The following is an 18,652-nucleotide window of genomic DNA, read 5'->3' on the forward strand; positions in this document are numbered from 1 at the left end:
CGGGATATCAAGGCTTATATCCGTTACTTCAACACTGAACGAATCAGCCTGAAAACTGGCGGCCTGAGCCCGGTGGCGTACCGGACTCAGGCAGAAAAAACACAAGAATAGAGGTGTCCAGGAAACGGGGTTCAGTGCAATCGCGCCCCCTTTACAATCCCGGCTCCCGGCAAAGTAAATCGCCGCTTCGCGGTGCCCTCAGCTTATTCCCGCAGGCTTAGGGTCGGACGTGATCCTACATCCCTGTAGGTCACGCCCTCTCGGCGCATCCCTGCGCCTCGCCCCGGCCTGCGGTCAACGCCTCAGCGATTTTCAGCCGGACTTGGGTATTGCTGTCAGTCTTTTAGTCACCTGAACTACTGAGTTGCTTCGCAATCAGCTTGTCAAAACAACGCGTTCGGACTCTTCTCGCCTTTCTCCAGCTGGCTCAGGTTGCCCAGCGTGGTTTCTGAAATGCTGATCAGCGCCTCAGCGGTCAGGAACGCCTGGTGGCCGGTGAACAATACGTTGTGACAGGCGGACAGGCGGCGGAACACGTCATCCTGAATAACGTCGTTAGACTTATCTTCAAAGAACAGATCGCGTTCGTTTTCGTAAACGTCCATCCCCAGCGCGCCGATTTTTTGGGTTTTCAGGGCTTCGATAGCCGCCTGAGAATCTACAAGACCACCGCGGCTGGTGTTGACGATCATCACGCCATCCTTCATCTGGTCAAAGGCGCTCTGGTTCAGCAGATGGTAGTTGTCTGCGGTGAGCGGGCAGTGCAGGGAGATCACGTCGGATTCCGCATACAGGGTCGGCAGGTCGACATACTCCACGCCCAGTTCCAGCGCGGCTGCGCTTGGGTACGGGTCAAACGCCAGCAGACGCATACCAAATCCTTTCAGGATCCGCAGTGCCGCCACGCCGATTTTACCGGTGCCGATCACCCCGGCAGTTTTGCCGTACATGGTAAACCCGGTCAGACCTTCCAGAGAGAAGTTCGCGTCACGGGTGCGTTGATAAGCACGGTGAATACGGCGGTTTAAGGACATCATCAGGCCGATAGCATGTTCCGCCACCGCTTCCGGCGAGTAGGCCGGGACGCGCACCACCTGCAGACCCAGCTCTTTCGCCGCATCCAGATCCACGTTATTGAAGCCCGCGCAGCGCAGAGCGATGTACTTCACACCCTGTTTTTTCAGCTCTTCCAGCACTGGACGACTGCCGTCATCGTTAACGAAAATACAGACTGCATCAAAACCATGTGCGGTTTTGGCGGTTTTTTCGTTAAGCAGAAAGTCGAAAAATTCAAGTTCGAAGCCATACTCCTCGTTAACATGCTGCAGATACTTTTTGTCGTATTGCTTTGTACTGTATACAGCGAGTTTCATAAGACTTTCTCCAGTGAGTTTTCAATTACGTTAGCATGATTAAAATAATCTTACAATTTATAAAATATTATTGAATTCAATAAGTTCTCTGAATAATTTTGTAGCAACTATCCTTAAAAATGGCGTTCGCTTCAACTGGCGGGCTAAACATGCCACAATATTCGGCACTGTCGGCTAATTTTTCCGCTAAATCAGGATATTAACTGCCCATGAGGGGTACATACAAAGCCGCGATAGCGCTACTGCTGCTTATCATTCTTTTGCCGTTAACGCTGCTGTTGACCCTTGCGCAGTGGGTGCCAACGCTCGCCGGGATCTGGCTGCCCGCCGGGACCCGCATCGCCTTTGAGAAAAGCCCGCGCTTAACCCGCAACGCGCTGGTGATCTCCGATCTGCGCTATCTGGTGGATGACTGCGAAATTGCCCGCGTCGAAGATGCCACCCTCAGCCACCCCAGCCGCTGGAAAATCAACATCGGCGCGCTGGATCTCAACAGCGCCTGCCTGAGTAAAATCCCCGCCAGCGAGCCTTCGCCCGCCGCGCCGCGTACCCTGGCCGAATGGCAATCCCTGCTGCCCAACACCTGGCTGACCATCGACCGTCTGACGCTCTCCCCCTGGCAGGCGTGGGAGGGGAAACTCACCGCCTCGCTAACGCCGTCGCTGCAGGAAATTGTCTACCACGGCGATAAGTTTAGCCTGCGGGGCAAACTACGCGGGCGTTCCCTGACCGTCACCGACGTCACGCTTCATCTTCCCGATAATCCCCAGCCGGTAAAACTGGTGGGGGAATTTACCCTGCCGCTGGTGCCGGACGGCCTGCCGGTACAGGGGCATACGGTGGCGACCTTCTCGGTGCCGCAGATCCCAACGCTTGTGGATGGCGAACTGACGTGGCAGGACAATCAGGGCCAGCTGGTGATGATTGCCCGGGAGAGCGGCGAGCCGCTGCTGGATCTTCCCTGGCAGATCACCCCGGAACAGCTCACCATCAGCGACGGGCGCTGGCGCTGGGATCAGGCCGGAATTCCGCTCAGCGGACGGCTGGGGCTTAAGATCGACAACTGGCAGCAGGGGACGGAAAAGGCTGTTATTAGCGGGCGGATGAACGTGCTCACCCAGGGCGACGCCGGGAAGGGCAATGCGGTGCTGACCTTTGGCCCCGGCAAGCTGAGCATGGATAACAGCAACATGCCGATGCAGCTTACGGGCATTGCCAAACAGAACGACCTGACGCTCTACGCGAAGCTGCCCGCCACGCTGACCGGCAGTCTTGCCGATCCCCGGCTGGCGTTTGCGCCGGGGGCGCTGCTGCGCTCGCGGGGGCGGATTATCGACTCCCTGAATATCGACGAGGTTCGCTGGCCGCTGGCTGGCGTGGCGCTCACCCGTAAAGGCATCGACGGGCGTCTGCAGGCCATTTTGCGCGCCCATGAGCAGGAGATGGGGGATTTCACCCTGCATCTCGACGGTCGGGCCAGTGATTTCCTGCCGGACAACGGCCTGTGGCAATGGCGCTACTGGGGCGAGGGCAACTTCACCCCGATGCAGGCCCGCTGGGACGTGGCAGGCAGGGGCGAGTGGCGCGACAGCGTGATTGAGCTCAGCGAGCTTTCCACCGGTTTCGACCAGCTAAAGTACGGCACAATGCATGCCAGCGCGCCACGCATGGTGCTGGATAGCCCGATTCGCTGGCAGCGCGATCCTGCTAAGCCGCACTTCAGCGGCGCGTTGTCCTTTGATGCCGGAGAAACCACCTTTACCGGCGGCAGCGTATTACCGCCTTCGACGATCAAATTCAGCGTCGACGGCAGCGATCCGACGTTTTTCAACTACAAAGGCGCCCTCAATGCCCGGGCCATCGGCCCGGTACAGCTGAACGGGCGCTGGGACGGGGAGCGCCTGCGCGGTCAGGCGTGGTGGCCGAAGCAGTCCTTAACCGTCTTCCAGCCGCTGATCCCACCGGACTGGAAGATGACCCTCAAGGACGGCGAGCTCTATGCCCAGGTGGCTTATTCTGCGGCGGCGGATCAGGGCTTTGAGGCCGGTGGTCACGGGGTGCTGAAAAGCGGCAGCGTCTGGATGCCGGACAACAAAATCAACGGCGTCGATTTTGTCCTGCCGTTCCGCTTCGGCCAGGGCACCTGGTCCTTGGGTACCCACGGCCCGGTGACGCTGCGCATTGGCGAAGTGATAAACCAGGTCACCGCCCGCAATATCACTGCGGATCTGCAGGGCGACTATCCCTGGAGCGACGCGAACCCGCTGCTGCTCAGCAACGTCAGCGTCGATCTGCTGGGCGGCAAAGTGGCCCTGCAGCAGCTGCGCATGCCCCAGCACGATGCGGCGCTTCTGCGGGTGCAGAACATCTCCTCCAGCGAACTGATTAGCGCGATTAATCCCAAACAGTTTGCCCTCTCCGGGCCGTTCAGCGGGGCGCTGCCCTTATGGCTGGACAACGACAGGTGGATCATCAAAGATGGCTGGCTGACCAACGCTGGCCCCATGACCCTGCGTCTCGATAAAGACACCGCCGATGCGCTGGTCAAAGAGAACGGGGCGGCGGGGGGCGCGATTAACTGGCTTCGCTATATGGAAATTTCGCAGTCGTGGACGAAACTCAATTTAGATAATCTGGGTGAATTAACCCTCGCCTCGACCCTGCGTGGCGCCAGCCGCGTCGAGGGCCAGACGCAGGCCGCTAATCTCAACTACACCCATCAGGAGAACGTGTTTACCCTCTGGCGCAGCCTGCGTTTTGGCGACAAGCTGCAGACGTGGCTGGAGGAGCACGCAGCACTACCGGATAACCGCTGTCCGACAGGCAAGGAATGTAAGGAACAACCATGAAAAAGCTGGCCGGTGGCTTCACCGCGATTGTGATTTTGACGCTCACAGGCTGCACGCCGAGGATCGAAGTGGCGGCGTCGAAGGAGCCGATCACCATCAACATGAACGTCAAAATTGAACATGAAATCCACATCAAAGTGGATAAAGACGTGGAGTCGCTGCTGAAATCGCGCAGCGATCTGTTCTGAGGCCGCCATGAGAAAACGCATTGCGCTGATTGTGCTAACCCTGTTGCTCAGCGCGCCCGCGCTGGCGCTGACCCTCAATGAGGCCCGCACCGAGGGGCGCGTCGGGGAGACGCTGAGCGGGTATATCGCCCCGCGCAGTCACGACAGAGAAACCCTGGCGCTGGTTGAGCAGATCAACAAGGCGCGCACCGACAGCTATCAGAAACTGGCGGACAGCAATAACATTCCGGTGGATGAAGTGGCGAAAATGGCCGGGACAAAACTGGTCGAACGCGCCCGCCCCGGCGAGTACGTCCAGGGGATCAACGGCAAGTGGATGCAGAAGTGATCAGCGGTGGCGTTTGCGGTATTCGCCCGGCGAAATCCCAAAGCGCTGCTTAAACGCCGTTGAGAAGTGGCTATGGTCGGTAAAGCCCCAGCTGTAGCCAATTCCCGCCAGTTTTTCGTCGTCGCGGGCACCGCGCAGCATCTGCGCGCACAGATCCAGACGGCGATTCTTAATGTACTGCGCCACCACCAGCCCTTTCTCGGCAAACATCCGGTAGAGGCTGCGTACCGACATCCCGCATTCCGCCGCAATCCACTCCGGGCGCAGGTGTTCAGCCTGAATATGGTCGTCGATCAGGGTCAGGACCTGAGTAAACTGACGCTCCTTGCGCGGCTGCACGGTTTCACGCTGCTGCAATACCGGGCGCAGCAGGCAGACCATCGCCTCCAGCGCGGCTTCGCTTTCGGTCTCGCTCAGTGCCGGGTTGTTCATGCTGTCCTGCAGCAGACGGTAGCTGAGCTGTACGGTAGGCAGGCTGCGGGAGAGTTTCTGCGCGCAGCTCACCTCCTGAAAACGGAAGTGCTGCTCCAGGATCTGGCGCGGCAGCAGGAGTGAGATCTGACGGGATTTCTCCGGCCAGTAGATCGAGCAGGGGCGGGAGGCGTCAATCAGGGTGATATCCCCTGCGTTCAGCACAATCTGCCGGTCGTCCTGCTCCAGCCCGGCTTCACCTTCCAGCTGAAACACGGTGTAGAACCAGGCATCGTTGCTGGTTTTTATCTCCTGGCGGGTACGAAACAGATTCACGCCGCCAGCGGTGACGGTGCTGAGCTTCAGGTTGCCGGTCCAGGTCGACTCCAGCTCGCCGTAAAACTCGCCGCTCATCGGCCGGGCCGCAAAACTGCCGCAAACCTGGTTTATCTGCGCCAGCCACTGCTGATAATTGTCCGTTTCGTTTGCACGCATGTGTTACCCGCTACGTCGTGAATGTTTAAACATTGTTGCATTTATGTTTCTAATTGCCCGTGACAGGGGGCGAAATCCTGTAAAAAAACCGGCGGAGGAAGAGAGCGAAACGGCAGTATTGTCGCGTTTTGCGGAGCCTGTCACAGCCGACAAAGCGAATGTCACACAGATAAAAGCGCATTGCCGAAACCCATCTTAGACTGCGATGACACCCTGCGAATAATAAGGAATCGCTATGTCTGATACACAGGTCGCAGTACTGCACAGCGTGCAGCAATTTCTGGATCGCCAGCACGGTCTCTGGATTGAGGGACAACCGTCCGCCTCCGACAGCGAAAAGCGTCTGGATATCTATAACCCGGCAACCGGGCAGGTGATTGCCTCCACGGCCGATGCCAGCGCGCAGGATGTCGACCGGGCGGTGATGTCCGGCTGGCGCGCCTTCGTGGCCCGCAGCTGGTGCGGCAAACTGCCCGCTGAGCGTGAACGTATTCTGCTGCGCTTCGCCGATCTGGTGGAGCAGCACACCGAGGAGCTGGCCCAGCTTGAAACCCTCGAGCAGGGCAAATCCATTAACATCTCCCGCGCATTTGAAGTGGGCTGCACCCTGAACTGGATGCGCTACACCGCCGGGCTGACCACGAAAATTTCCGGTAAGACGCTGGATCTCTCCATTCCGATGCCGCAGGGTGCCCGCTACCAGGCCTGGACCCGCAAAGAGCCGATTGGCGTGGTGGCCGGGATCGTGCCGTGGAACTTCCCGCTGTTGATCGGCATGTGGAAGGTGATGCCCGCCCTGGCGGCAGGCTGCTCTATCGTGATCAAACCGTCCGAAACCACGCCGCTGACCCTGTTGCGCGTGGCGGAACTGGCCAGCGAAGCCGGGATCCCGGACGGCGTCTTTAACGTGGTCACCGGCAGCGGTGCGGTGTGTGGCGCGGCGCTGACTAACCATCCGCATATCGCCAAAGTGAGCTTTACCGGCTCGACCGCCACCGGGAAACAAATTGCGCGCTCCGCCGCCGACCGCCTGATGGGCGTAACCCTGGAACTGGGCGGTAAAAACCCGGCCATCGTGCTGAAAGATGCCGATCCGTCATGGGTGATCGAAGGGCTGATGACCGGCAGCTTCCTCAACCAGGGCCAGGTGTGCGCCGCCAGCTCGCGTATTTACATCGAAGCGCCGCTGTTTGATACCGTGGTGAGCGGTTTTGAGCAGGCGGTGAAATCCCTGAGCGTCGGGCCGGGGATGTCCCAGGAGGCGCACATTAACCCGCTGGTTTCCCGCGCCCACTGTGACAAGGTGCAGACCTTCCTCGACGAGGCGCAGTCGCGTCAGGCGGAGCTGATTACCGGTAATCGTGGTCCCAACGACCAGGGTTACTATGTCTCGCCAACGCTGGTGGTGAACCCGGATGCCAGCCTGCGCCTGACCCGCGAAGAAGTGTTTGGCCCGGTGGTGAACCTGGTGCGCGTCGCCGACGGCGAAGAGGCATTACGCCTGGCGAACGATACCGAATACGGTCTGACCGCCAGCGTCTGGACGCAAAACATCAGCAAAGCGCTGGAGTACACCGAGCGTCTGCAGGCCGGTACAGTGTGGGTGAACAGCCATACCTTGATCGACGCCAACCTGCCGTTCGGCGGCATGAAGCAGTCCGGCACCGGGCGTGATTTCGGCCCTGACTGGCTGGATGGCTGGTGTGAAACCAAATCAGTGTGCGTGCGGTACTAACGCCCGGCGACGCTGCGCTTGCACGGGCCTACGACCTTGTGTTCACCCGTAGGTCGGGTAAGGCGCAGCCGCCACCCGACAAAAAACCGCACAGTGCCGTCTGTAGGTCGGGTAAGGCGCAGCCGCCACCCGACACCAAACCGCACCGAACCAAAAATCCGCACCCTTAGCAGGACCAGCGGTTTCGTCCTGCATTTTTCGCCCGGTACAGCGCGGCGTCGGCCTGGGCAATCACCTCGCTGGCCGTTTGACCAACGGTCATCGAAGCGATCCCCATGCTGACCGTGACGCTGTCGCTGACCGTTGAGGCGGCATGCGGAATTGCCGCGGCGCGCAGACTCTCCTGAATGCGCGCTGCCACCCGTTCCGCAACTTTTTCCGTCGCATCAAACAGGATCAGCAGAAACTCCTCGCCACCGTAGCGCGACACCACATCGTCCGGGCTGCGCACCACTTTTTTTAGCGCCAGCGCCACCGCCGCCAGACATTCATCCCCGGCCTGATGCCCGTAAAAATCGTTGTAGCGCTTGAACTGATCCACATCGAGCATGATCAGCGCAAAACCTTTGTCCTGTTCGACGGCGTTTTCCAGCACCGCCTCCATCGCCCGGCGGTTGGCGGTGCCGGTGAGTGGGTCCTGATGCGCCAGAGCGTCCAGGCGGGCAATCAGCGCCTGATTCTGCTGATGGCGCAGCCAGGCCTCGTCAAACCAGCGCAGTAAAATAAACCGTCCGTAGACCAGGATCCCCGTAAAGATAAGCCACACCACCAGAAAGCGCAGACTGACGCCCTGGTTCAGCATCACGCTGGCAACGGGCATCGCGATCCACAGCGGCAGTGCATAGCAGACAAGCCCGACGGGATAAAAATAGAGCGCGGCCAGAGAGGTCATCAGGAGAGTGGTGCAGAGCGGCCAGGCGAACGGCAATTGCAGATGCGCGATAAACCAGACGCTACAGAAGGACCAGATCAGCCCCGCCAGCAGCAACAGCAGACTCAGCCCCCGCTTTTTGCGCCAGACCAGCAGCAGGGAGAGGCTAAACAGGACGATTACCGTCAGCATTAGCAGATCTATCGTCGCGGCACGGGCCGTGCCGACCTCGTAAAGACGGTCGATGTCGCTGAATAGCCAGTTTCGCAACAGAACCAGCAGGGCAAAGGTGATGTTAACCAGCGCCAGCCAGGGAATGCTGATGATTAGCCCGCGTGTGACCATGTCCCTGCGTGAAAAAGGTTCTGTCCGAAGGCTTGAAGATTTTCGACGTAACAATGCTTAACCCAAAAAAAGCAAAAGATAATACTCACTATAAGCACGATAGGCCGATCGGCAAGTCATTAACGGGCAAAAAACCGGGCATTCGCCCGGCCTTTTACACTCACTTACTGCGCCTCTTTCTTCTTACCTAACGACGGCGTCTCGTCGAAGAAGTTCCACGGTTTGAGCAGGGTATGCACCCACTCGGTTGGCATGATCGGCCACTCTTCCGCTCGCGCCACGTGGGTGGTGCCGGTGGTCATCCACACCACGTCATCCTGGTTATTCAGCGACTCGTTATCCTTGCTGAACTGCCCCAGCCCCTGATCTTTGGTGGAGCGGTTCGGGAATTTCCCTTCCGGGTACATCTCGTTTGGATGGTAGCGGGTCACCCACAGCTGTTTATCCATAAAGCTCAGGCGGTGATAGATCCACTCGTCCGGTGCGAATTTCGCGCCGGTGGCTACCGGGTGTGTGCCGCCCGCGTACGGGATGATCTGGTAAGAGACCGGGTTGCCCATGCGGTTCTCTTTGCTGGTGTTGCTCAGCAGACGAATGGTGCCCGGGTCAAATTTCTGCGCCGCCTGCTGCTCGCTGTCGATGTTGTACTGGTTGATCTGCATGGTACTGGTACGCGGGCCGCCAGCGGTGTTCGGCTTCACTTCCGGATCCATCGCCACCAGGGTGTTGTTGGTGCCATCCACGTCCATATCCAGACGGAAGTTGTAGATGTGCTGGTGGGTGGTGCCGACGATGTTGTGGTCGATCAGGGTGCCGTATTTCGTATCGTCTTTGGCGCTCGGATCGTGCATGGTTTTCGCCATCACGCCTTTCACCGCTTCGATACCGGTCGCCCCGGCATCGATGCCGATGGTGCCGTTTTCGTGGAAGATCCAGTCGAAGATGTAGTCGTAGTTCCCCACGGTGCTGATCCAGCGCACCACCAGTTCACGACGCTCGGTGCTGACGTTCGGCTGGTTCATCTCCTGATGCTTATACTCCGGCCCGGCGTAGCGTTCGAAAATCGCCATCGCACGCGGGATCTCCATCGGCGCACCGGTGTAGTCGGGGATGGTCTGATTCAGCAGCACGGCGTTGGACGGCACATCTTTGCCGCGCACCAGCGGAGAGGTCAGGGTGCCCATGCCGTAGTCGCCGGAATCCAGATACGCCTTGAAGTACCAGCCCACGTCCGGATCGCCGTAAGGAACGATCATCCCACCCAGCGAACCTTCGTACATCACCTGGCGTTTTTTACCGTTATCGTTAAAGGTGACGGTGGAGATAATTGGCCCGACGCGAGAATCCAGGCTCAGGTGGAAGTCCCAGTTCTGCCAGTGGATCATATTGCCGGTAATGGTGTAGTTCTTGCCCTCTGGCTCCACGATCTCCAGCGGTTTATGCTCTACCGGTTCGCGGTCGCGGCCATCATACGGACGGGACTGCATCGGCACCGGCACAATTGCGCCTTCTTCAATTTTGACAATCTTCTTCTCAACCAGGTCGACCACCGCCACCAGGTTTTCAATCGGGTGCGCCCAGTAGTTGCCGTCGCCGGTATCCAGGTAGCTCACCACTTTCAGCAGCCTGTCTTCCTGCTTCAGGCCATCTTTACCGTCAAAAAAGCCGACGGTCAGCGGGGTGGCCATCACCTTTTTCGGGTCGTTGATGCCGCGTTTTTTCAGGGCGTCGGCATACTCCTGGCTGGAGGTCACGATGTTCTGCACCGCCATAAAGTCATCCAGCAGCACCATGCCGTGGGCGTCCTTGATCGGCTCCCAGTGCAGGATTTTCTTATCCTTCAGATCCACCAGGGCTTCGATAATAAATTTGCCGTCCAGCATGGTGATATTGGCCTGACGCGGCGCATCCACCGCCGTGCCGTTCAGCACGAAATCCCACACTTTGGCTTTTTCCGGCTCGGCGAGGGCGATCTGGGTAAAGCGGGTGTTCGGTTTAAAGTCCGGCGAGGCTTTTACGATCTCGACGGCCTGTTTGATCTCATCCGCGGAGAGGGCATTCAGCGGGTGCGGGGTCTTTTCAACCTGGAAGGTCTGATCAAGACCGGACTGGAACACATCGTTGACAAAGGTATCGGAGATCCAGGCCTTGTTTTCTTTCATCACCACCGGCACCTGCAGGGTGAGCGGCTTGCCGTTGACGATGGCGGTTGTTGCGCCCGGCTTCACTTTGATGAAGGCCCCGTCTTTGCTGATGGTGTACATCTGGGCATAGTCATCCCACTGCACATCCGCGCCAAATTCGGTCAGGGTTTTATCCATCTCGACCATATGCGCTGCGCTACCGTGAGCCAGCGCCTGACCGGAAAAGAGATAAGCAACGGCCAACGCCAGCGCCGTTTTACGTGGAGAAAAAATGGAGGAGCTTCCCATGATTAACCTCTGTTGTATGTGTTGTTATCCACTCGGGACCGCTGTTCTGCGCGCGGTTTAGTCATTGCCAACATAGCAATATCGCTGTGCGTAGTGTTTGCCTGCATTTGCCAGATGTTTTGTCAGATGTGCCAGAAGCCGGGTAACGTGCGCGACGTTACCCGGAGGGAGGGGGTCAGGCGTCGAAATCTCCGTGCTGACGTGAGACGAGGGTCAGGATGGAGTAGAGCGCCACCGGCTGCTGGTGCTGGTTAAAGATCTCAACCGCCCATTCCACCACGCCGGTCGGTTTCTCTTCCGCCGTGCGCTGTTTCTTCAGCGTCTTGCGCTTGCAGGTCAGACGCACCTGGATGGTGTCGCCCGGCTTCACCGGCTCGATAAAGCGCAGGTTTTCCATGCCGTAGTTGGCGATCACCGGCCCGACGCCCGCGTCGACAAACAGCCCCGCCGCGGCGGAGATCAGGAAGTAACCGTGCACCACGCGCTCGCCGAAGATCGACTCCGCCGCGCCAATCTTGTCCATGTGGGCGTAGAAATGATCTCCGCTCAGGCAGGCAAAGTTGACGATATCGGTCTCAGTCAGGGTGCGACGCGGGGTAAGCAGGCTGTCGCCCGGCTGCAGCTCTTCGAAGTATTTGCGGAACGGATGGACGCGATCCTCCTGCACCTGGGCACCGCGCACCCACTGCTGGCTGATGGCGGCCAGCATGCTCGGGCTGCCCTGAATGGCGGTGCGCTGCAGGTAGTGTTTCACCGCCCGCAGGCCGCCCAGCTCTTCGCCGCCACCCGCGCGGCCCGGACCGCCGTGCACCAGCTGCGGCAGCGGCGAGCCGTGGCCGGTGGACTCTTTGGCCGACTCTTCGTTGAGGATCTGGATACGACCGTGGGCGCGGGCGGCCCCGGCGATAAACTGTCGCGCCAGACGCAGATCGGCGGTGACCAGCGTCCCGGCGAGGCTGCCTTCACCGGCGCGGGCCAGAGCCATGGCGTGTTCCCGGGACTGATACGGCATCAGGTCGCGACCGGGCCGAAGGCTTCGGTGGCGTGAACCGCCGGGGTTTCGTCCGGCTGCGGGCAGAACAGCAGCGTCGGCGGGAAGAAGGCCCCGGCAGCAGTCAGGTCGGCTTTACCGCCCAGACGAATCTGGCAGCCTGCGCTTACCAGCGCATCCACTTTCTCCTGCACGTCGGCACGCTGATCGGCGTTGACCAGGGCACCCATTTTGATCCCTTCCTGCGCCGGATCGCCAACCGCCACTTTCTCGAGACGGGCGATCAGCGCCTGGCTGACGGCCTCCACCTGCGCCTGCGGCACGATGATGCGGCGGATAGCGGTACATTTTTGCCCGGCTTTGGCGGTCATCTCCCGCACCACTTCGCGGATAAACAGCGCAAACTCCGGCTGTTCCGGGGTGACGTCATCCCCCAGCACGCAGCAGTTCAGGGAGTCGGCTTCCATGGTGAACGGAATGGATTTCGCAACGATGTTCGGGTGCACGCGCAGCGACTGGCCGGTAACGGCAGAGCCGGTAAAGGTCACCACGTCCTGGTGGTCGAGCTGGTCCAGCAGATCCCCCGCACCGCCGCAGATCAGGCTAATGGCCCCGTCCGGCACCAGGCCGCTGTCGACAATGGCTTTCACCATCGCCTGAGTTACCTGGGCGGTGGCGGTGGCCGGTTTGATTATCGCCGGCATCCCGGCCAGCCAGGTCGGAGCCAGTTTTTCCAGCATCCCCCAGCAGGGGAAGTTAAAGGCGTTGATATGCACCGCGACGCCGGATTTGGAGGTCAGGACGTGGCGCGCGGCAAATCCGCCCTCTTTTGAGAGTGGGATCAGCTCATCTTCCGGCCACAGGGTATCGTCCGGCAATTCGCGGCTACCGAGGCTCGCGAAGGTGAACAGCGTGCCGATCCCGCCTTCGATATCCACCCAGCTGTCGGCGCGGGTCGCCCCGGTTTGTGCCGACAGGGCATAGAACGTCTCTTTCTGGCTCAACAGATGTTTAGCCACCGCTTTCAGCATTGCGGCGCGCTCAATGAAGGTCATGGCGTGAAGCGCTTCGCCGCCTTTCTCGATGGCGTAGCGACGCGCGGCGGCCATGTCCAGCCCTTCGCTGGTAACGGACCAGAGGGATTCACCGCTGATGGCGTGTTGAATGGTGCGCTCACGGCCCCGGCCAGACTGCCAGGTGCCGGATAAGAAGCTGGCTAACTGCTGCATCTTTCTCTCCAGATGGTTCGTGATTTCACTATAGATAGTTCGTTTGTGAATCATAAAAAGCAAGTTTCTTGTTAATGATTTATTAACATTGTGATCTCGCTATATCTTCTCTACTGAGGCAGGCCTTGCTACGTCTGGGCTTCAGAAATGTCTTGCGAGCCTCATCACAAAACAGACAAAGGGATCTTGGGTTTATCATTAACCTTTGTGTAACTTTTATTAAACAACGTGATTCATCATTGAACACGAATTACTAGTTAAGCGAATCAAAAGGGTGGTGACGTGACGGAAGAACAACGCTTTGAGCAGCGCATCGCGCAAGAGACGGCCATCGAGCCCCAGGACTGGATGCCTGACGCGTACCGTAAGACGCTGATCCGCCAGATCGGCCAGCATGCGCACTCCGAAATTGTCGGCATGCTGCCGGAAGGTAACTGGATCACCCGCGCCCCGACGCTGCGCCGCAAGGCCATACTGCTGGCGAAAGTGCAGGACGAAGCCGGGCACGGTCTCTACCTCTACAGCGCGGCAGAAACGCTGGGCTGCGCCCGGGAAGACATCTACCAGAAGATGCTCGACGGCAAGATGAAGTACTCCTCGATCTTTAACTACCCGACCCTGAGCTGGGCGGATATCGGCGTGATCGGCTGGCTGGTGGATGGCGCGGCCATCGTTAACCAGGTGGCGCTGTGCCGTACCTCCTACGGCCCCTATGCCCGGGCGATGGTGAAAATCTGTAAAGAAGAGAGCTTCCACCAGCGTCAGGGCTTTGAAGCCTGCATGGCGCTGGCCCAGGGCAGCGAAGCCCAGCGCCAGATGCTGCAGGACGCTATCAACCGCTTCTGGTGGCCGGCCCTGATGATGTTTGGCCCGAACGACGACAACTCGCCGAACAGCGCCCGTAGCCTGGCCTGGAAGATCAAACGTTTTGGCAACGACGAGCTGCGTCAGCGCTTTGTCGACAACACCGTGCCGCAGGTGGAAATGCTGGGCATGACCGTCCCGGACCCGGATCTGCACTTTGACGCCGAAAGCGGTCACTACCGTTTTGGTGAGATCGACTGGCAGGAGTTCGACGACGTTATCAACGGGCGTGGGGTCTGTAATCACGAACGCCTGGCCGCCAAGAATAAAGCCTGGGAAGAGGGGACGTGGGTGCGCGAAGCCGCACTGGCGCACGCAGAAAAACAACACGCCCGCAAGGTTGCGTAAGGGGAATCAAGATGAGCAAAACATACTGGCCGTTGTACGAAGTTTTTGTCCGCAGCAAACAGGGTTTATCCCACCGTCACGTGGGCAGCCTGCATGCCGCCGATGACCGCATGGCGCTGGAAAACGCCCGCGATGCCTACACCCGCCGCAGCGAAGGCTGCTCCATCTGGGTGGTGAAGGCGAGCGAAATTGTCGCCTCGCAGCCGGAAGAGCGCGGTGAGTTCTTCGATCCGGCGGAAAGCAAGGTCTACCGCCATCCGACGTTCTACACCATCCCTGATGGCATTGAGCACATGTGAGGCAGGGATGAAAACGTTAACGCAATATGTTCTGCGCCTGGGTGATAACGGGCTGGTGCTTTCTCAGCGTCTGGGCGCCTGGTGTGGTCATGCCCCGGAACTGGAGATCGACCTCGCGCTGGCCAATATCGGCCTCGACCTGCTGGGCCAGGCGCGCAACTTTTTAACCTACGCCGCCGAACTGGAAGGGGCGGGGGACGAAGATACGCTGGCGTTCCAGCGCGACGAACGCCAGTTCAGCAACCTGCTGCTGGTGGAACAGCCGAACGGCAACTTCGCCGACACCATCGCCCGGCAGTACTTTATCGACGCCTGGCACGTGGCGCTGTTTACCCGTCTGACCCAGAGCCGCGACGCGCAGCTTGCCGCCATCGCCGCCAAATCCATCAAAGAAGCCCGCTACCACCTGCGCTTCAGCCGCGGCTGGCTGGAACGTCTGGGCAACGGCACCGAGGTGTCGGGGCAAAAAATGCAGCAGGCGGTAAACGACCTGTGGCGCTTTACCGCCGAGCTGTTCGAGGCTGACGAGGTAGACTTAGGCCTGGCCGCCGACGGGATTGCCGTCGATCCGCGCACCCTGCGCGACGAGTGGGAAGCGGAAGTGTTTGCCGGGCTGAACGAGGCGACGCTGAGCGTACCGTCCGAGTCCGCTTACCGTACCGGCGGTCGAAAAGGGCTGCATACCGAACATTTGGGACCGATGCTGGCAGAGATGCAATATCTGCAGCGCGTGTACCCCGGCCAGCAGTGGTAAAGCAGGAGAACACTATGCAGCATGCCGTCGAACTCGCACCCGCCGCCGTCCCGCAGATCTGGTCTCTGTTAAGCCAGATCCCGGACCCGGAGATCCCGGTGCTGACCATTACCGATCTGGGCATGGTGCGCAGCGTTACCCCGCAGGGTGAAGGCTGGGCCATCGGCTTTACGCCAACCTATTCCGGCTGTCCGGCCACCGACCATCTGATGGGGGCGATCCGCGACACGCTGACCGCCCACGGCTATGCCCCGGTGCAGATTACCATCCAGCTCGACCCGGCATGGACTACCGACTGGATGACCCCGGACGCCCGGGAGCGCCTGCGTCAGTACGGCATCAGCCCCCCGGCCGGACACAGCTGCCACGCGCATCTGCCTGCCGAGGTGACCTGTCCGCGCTGCGCCAGCACCCGCACCACTTTAATCAGTGAATTTGGTTCCACGGCCTGCAAAGCGCTGTATCGCTGCGACAGCTGCCGTGAACCCTTCGACTATTTCAAATGTATCTGAGGTCGCCATGACAACGTTTCATTCCTTAACGGTGGCAAAAGTGGAACCCGAAACCCGCGATGCGGTGACCATCACCTTCGCGGTTCCCCAGGCTTTACAGGAGGCGTATCGCTTCCGTCCGGGCCAGCATCTGACGCTGAAAGCCCATCTTGCGGGCGAAGAGCTGCGCCGCTGCTACTCCATCTGCCGCAGCGCCCGTACCGGCGAAATCAGCGTGGCGGTGAAAGCCATCGACGGCGGCCGCTTCTCGCGCTATGCCCGGGATGAGATCAAACAGGGAATGGCGCTGGAGGTGATGGTGCCCCAGGGGCATTTTGGCTATCAGCCGCTGGCTGAACGTGAAGGCTGCTATCTGGCGATTGCCGCGGGCTCCGGCATCACCCCGATGCTGGCGATCATTGCCACCACCCTGACAACCGAACCGAACAGCCACTTCACGCTGATCTACGGTAACCGCAGCAGCCAGAGCATGATGTTCCGCCAGGCGCTGGCCGACCTGAAGGACAGCTATCCGACCCGCCTGCAGGTGGTCAACATCTTCAGCCAGGAGACGCTGGACAGCGAGCTGCTGCACGGGCGCATCGACGGTGAAAAACTACAGGCGCTGGGCAAACACTTAATCGACTTCAGCCAGTTTGACGAAGCCTTTATCTGCGGCCCGGCAGCGATGATGGACGAAGCCGAACAGACGCTGAAAGCGCTGGGCATGCCGGAAAAATCGCTGCACCTCGAGCGCTTCAATACGCCGGGCTCGACCGTCAAGCGTACCCATACGGTGCAGACCGAAGGACAGAAAGTGACGGTGCGCCAGGACGGACGCGACCGTGAAATTACCCTCACCGCCGACGACGAGAGCATTCTCGACGCCGCCCTGCGTCAGGGTGCCGATCTGCCTTACGCCTGTAAGGGCGGAGTCTGCGCCACCTGTAAATGCAAAGTGGTGCGCGGCAAGGTGGATATGGTCACCAACTACAGCCTCGAGCCGGATGAACTGGCGGCGGGCTACGTCCTGAGCTGTCAGGCCCTGCCGCTGACCAGCGACGTGGTGGTGGACTTTGACGCGAAGGGGATGGCATGAGCGACCTGATTGTCGCCCGTCACGGACGGGTGCTGCACCTGACCCTCAATCGCCCGGCGGCCCGCAACGCGCTGAACAATGCCTTGCTGGGCGAGCTGGCAACTACCCTTGAAGCCGCCGCGACGGACAGCGAAATCTCGGTGTGCGTGATTGCCGGGAACGAACGCTTCTTCGCCGCCGGGGCCGATCTCAACGAGATGGCGGAAAAAGATCTGCCCGCCACCCTCAACGACATTCGCCCCCAGCTGTGGGCGCGGATCAACGCCTTCAACAAGCCGCTGATCGCCGCCGTAAACGGCTATGCCCTGGGCGCGGGCTGCGAGCTGGCGCTGCTGTGCGATGTGGTCATCGCCGGGGAGAATGCCCGTTTCGGTCTGCCGGAAATTACCTTAGGCATCATGCCTGGCGCAGGCGGCACCCAGCGCCTGATCCGCAGCGTGGGTAAATCCCTTGCCAGCAAAATGGTCCTGACCGGGGAGAGCATCACCGCCCGTCAGGCGCTGGCGGCAGGACTGGTGAGCGATATTTACCCTGAATCCCTGTCCCTGGAATATGCCCTGCAGCAGGCGGCGCTGATGGCGCGCCACTCCCCGCTGGCATTGCAGGCGGCGAAGCAGGCGCTGCGCCAGTCCCAGGAAGTGGCCTTACAGGCCGGGCTGGCCCAGGAGCGTCAGCTGTTTACCCTGCTGGCGGCCACCGACGATCGCCGGGAAGGGATCGACGCCTTTTGAAAAACGCACCCCCGAATTTAAAGGACGCTAACCATGGATTTCATTCTGAGTCACGTTGAGCAGGGCGTAATGACCATCACCCTGAACCGCCCGGAGCGTCTCAACAGCTTCAATGAGAAGATGCACCAGCAGCTGGCGGAGTGCCTGAAGCAGGCGGAGCGCGACGATACCGTGCGCTGCCTGCTGGTCACCGGTGCCGGTCGCGGTTTTTGCGCCGGGCAGGATCTGAACGACCGTAACGTCGACCCGAACAGTCCGGCCCCGGACCTCGGGATGTCGGTGGAGAAGTTTTACAACCCGCTGGTGCGCCGTCTGGCAAAACTGCCCAAGCCGGTGATCTGCGCGGTGAACGGTGTGGCCGCCGGTGCCGGAGCAACCCTGGCGCTGGGCTGCGACATCGTCATTGCCGCCCGCTCGGTGAACTTTGTGATGGCCTTCAGCAAGCTCGGTCTGGTGCCGGATTCTGGCGGCACCTGGCTGCTGCCGCGCCTGACGGGCCGCGCCCGGGCGATGGGCCTGGCGCTGCTGGGCGAGAAAATCAGCGCCGAGCAGGCGCACGCCTGGGGGATGATCTGGCAGGTGGTGGACGACGCCGAACTGACCGACACCGCCCGCCAGCTGGCCGTGCATCTGGCCGCGCAGCCGACCTTTGGCTTAGGTCTGATCAAGCAGGCGATCAACGCCGCGGAAACCAACACCCTGGACGCGCAGCTGGATCTGGAGCGCGACTATCAGCGCCTGGCCGGGCGCAGCGCCGACTACCGCGAAGGGGTCAGCGCCTTCCTCAACAAACGCGCACCGCAGTTTACGGGGAAATAA

The 18,652-nt window shown here is 60.1% G+C and carries 15 protein-coding genes and 2 pseudogenes; 12 read left to right on the plus strand and 5 right to left on the minus strand.

Going from position 1 to position 18,652, the window contains the following annotated elements:
* The coding region (locus K5I40_RS04435; RefSeq protein ID WP_223074744.1) for an IS3 family transposase at positions 1–111 on the plus strand (111 nt) is incomplete at its 5' end.
* Between the two features lie 272 nt (positions 112–383).
* Here the strand turns inward: K5I40_RS04435 and K5I40_RS04440 are convergent.
* Positions 384–1,373 (minus strand): 2-hydroxyacid dehydrogenase, encoded by a 990-nt coding sequence (locus K5I40_RS04440; RefSeq protein ID WP_039028504.1) that lies wholly within the window; start codon positions 1,371–1,373, stop codon positions 384–386.
* A gap of 209 nt (positions 1,374–1,582) precedes the next feature.
* On the opposite strand from K5I40_RS04440, the gene K5I40_RS04445 reads away from it, so the two are divergent.
* Genes K5I40_RS04445 through K5I40_RS04455 form a run of 3 tightly spaced genes read left to right on the plus strand, consistent with a single transcriptional unit; the run spans position 1,583 to position 4,738 of the window.
* The gene (locus tag K5I40_RS04445) at positions 1,583–4,222 is read left to right on the plus strand and encodes a YdbH family protein (RefSeq protein WP_223075791.1); all 2,640 of its coding nucleotides are present in this window, start codon (positions 1,583–1,585) and stop codon (positions 4,220–4,222) included.
* Positions 4,219–4,410, plus strand: a complete 192-nt coding sequence (locus K5I40_RS04450; protein ID WP_039028506.1) for a YnbE family lipoprotein — start codon at positions 4,219–4,221, stop codon at positions 4,408–4,410. The genes K5I40_RS04445 and K5I40_RS04450 overlap by 4 nt, the downstream gene beginning before the upstream one ends.
* A gap of 7 nt (positions 4,411–4,417) precedes the next feature.
* Positions 4,418–4,738 carry a YdbL family protein gene (locus K5I40_RS04455; RefSeq protein WP_223075790.1) on the plus strand — a complete coding sequence of 107 codons (321 nt, stop codon included), beginning with the start codon at positions 4,418–4,420 and terminating at the stop codon, positions 4,736–4,738.
* On the opposite strand, the gene feaR is transcribed toward K5I40_RS04455, so the two are convergent.
* Complete coding sequence (feaR, locus tag K5I40_RS04460; RefSeq protein ID WP_138369149.1) at positions 4,739–5,644, minus strand: transcriptional regulator FeaR; 906 nt, start codon at positions 5,642–5,644, stop codon at positions 4,739–4,741.
* A gap of 235 nt (positions 5,645–5,879) precedes the next feature.
* On the opposite strand from feaR, the gene K5I40_RS04465 reads away from it, so the two are divergent.
* Positions 5,880–7,379, plus strand: coding sequence for an aldehyde dehydrogenase family protein (locus tag K5I40_RS04465; RefSeq protein WP_223075789.1), 1,500 nt, complete (start codon positions 5,880–5,882; stop codon positions 7,377–7,379).
* Positions 7,380–7,545: 166 nt separating this feature from the next.
* Here the strand turns inward: K5I40_RS04465 and K5I40_RS04470 are convergent, their stop codons facing one another.
* The 3 genes and pseudogenes from K5I40_RS04470 to paaZ all read right to left on the minus strand — a co-directional run bounded on the left by K5I40_RS04470 (position 7,546) and on the right by paaZ (position 13,247).
* The gene (locus K5I40_RS04470) at positions 7,546–8,595 is read right to left on the minus strand and encodes a GGDEF domain-containing protein (protein WP_052246144.1); all 1,050 of its coding nucleotides are present in this window, start codon (positions 8,593–8,595) and stop codon (positions 7,546–7,548) included.
* Between the two features lie 164 nt (positions 8,596–8,759).
* Positions 8,760–11,027 carry a primary-amine oxidase gene (gene tynA / locus K5I40_RS04475; protein WP_223075788.1) on the minus strand — a complete coding sequence of 756 codons (2,268 nt, stop codon included), beginning with the start codon at positions 11,025–11,027 and terminating at the stop codon, positions 8,760–8,762.
* A gap of 175 nt (positions 11,028–11,202) precedes the next feature.
* Positions 11,203–13,247 (minus strand): annotated as a pseudogene (gene paaZ, locus K5I40_RS04480) (phenylacetic acid degradation bifunctional protein PaaZ).
* Positions 13,248–13,529: 282 nt separating this feature from the next.
* On the opposite strand from paaZ, the gene paaA reads away from it, so the two are divergent.
* The 7 genes and pseudogenes from paaA to paaG all read left to right on the plus strand — a co-directional run bounded on the left by paaA (position 13,530) and on the right by paaG (position 18,652).
* A complete protein-coding gene (gene paaA / locus K5I40_RS04485) occupies positions 13,530–14,459 on the plus strand; it encodes a 1,2-phenylacetyl-CoA epoxidase subunit PaaA (protein ID WP_039028513.1) in 930 nt (309 codons plus the stop codon).
* Between the two features lie 11 nt (positions 14,460–14,470).
* The gene (gene paaB / locus K5I40_RS04490; protein WP_032611057.1) at positions 14,471–14,758 is read left to right on the plus strand and encodes a 1,2-phenylacetyl-CoA epoxidase subunit PaaB; all 288 of its coding nucleotides are present in this window, start codon (positions 14,471–14,473) and stop codon (positions 14,756–14,758) included.
* Between the two features lie 7 nt (positions 14,759–14,765).
* Entirely contained in the window at positions 14,766–15,512 is a 747-nt protein-coding gene (paaC, locus tag K5I40_RS04495) for a 1,2-phenylacetyl-CoA epoxidase subunit PaaC (RefSeq protein WP_223075786.1), read from the plus strand.
* A 14-nt stretch (positions 15,513–15,526) separates the two neighbouring features.
* Positions 15,527–16,024, plus strand: a complete 498-nt coding sequence (gene paaD, locus K5I40_RS04500) for a 1,2-phenylacetyl-CoA epoxidase subunit PaaD (RefSeq protein WP_039028515.1) — start codon at positions 15,527–15,529, stop codon at positions 16,022–16,024.
* A 7-nt stretch (positions 16,025–16,031) separates the two neighbouring features.
* Positions 16,032–17,102 (plus strand): 1,2-phenylacetyl-CoA epoxidase subunit PaaE, encoded by a 1,071-nt coding sequence (gene paaE, locus K5I40_RS04505; RefSeq protein ID WP_039028516.1) that lies wholly within the window; start codon positions 16,032–16,034, stop codon positions 17,100–17,102.
* Positions 17,099–17,864, plus strand: a pseudogene (gene paaF, locus K5I40_RS04510) (2,3-dehydroadipyl-CoA hydratase PaaF). The gene paaE and the pseudogene paaF overlap by 4 nt, the downstream one beginning before the upstream one ends.
* Before the next feature lie 2 nt (positions 17,865–17,866).
* Complete coding sequence (paaG, locus tag K5I40_RS04515; RefSeq protein WP_223075785.1) at positions 17,867–18,652, plus strand: 2-(1,2-epoxy-1,2-dihydrophenyl)acetyl-CoA isomerase PaaG; 786 nt, start codon at positions 17,867–17,869, stop codon at positions 18,650–18,652.

It is taken from the genome of Leclercia sp. LTM14 (genome assembly GCF_023736175.1).
GTDB lineage: Bacteria > Pseudomonadota > Gammaproteobacteria > Enterobacterales > Enterobacteriaceae > Enterobacter > Enterobacter barmai.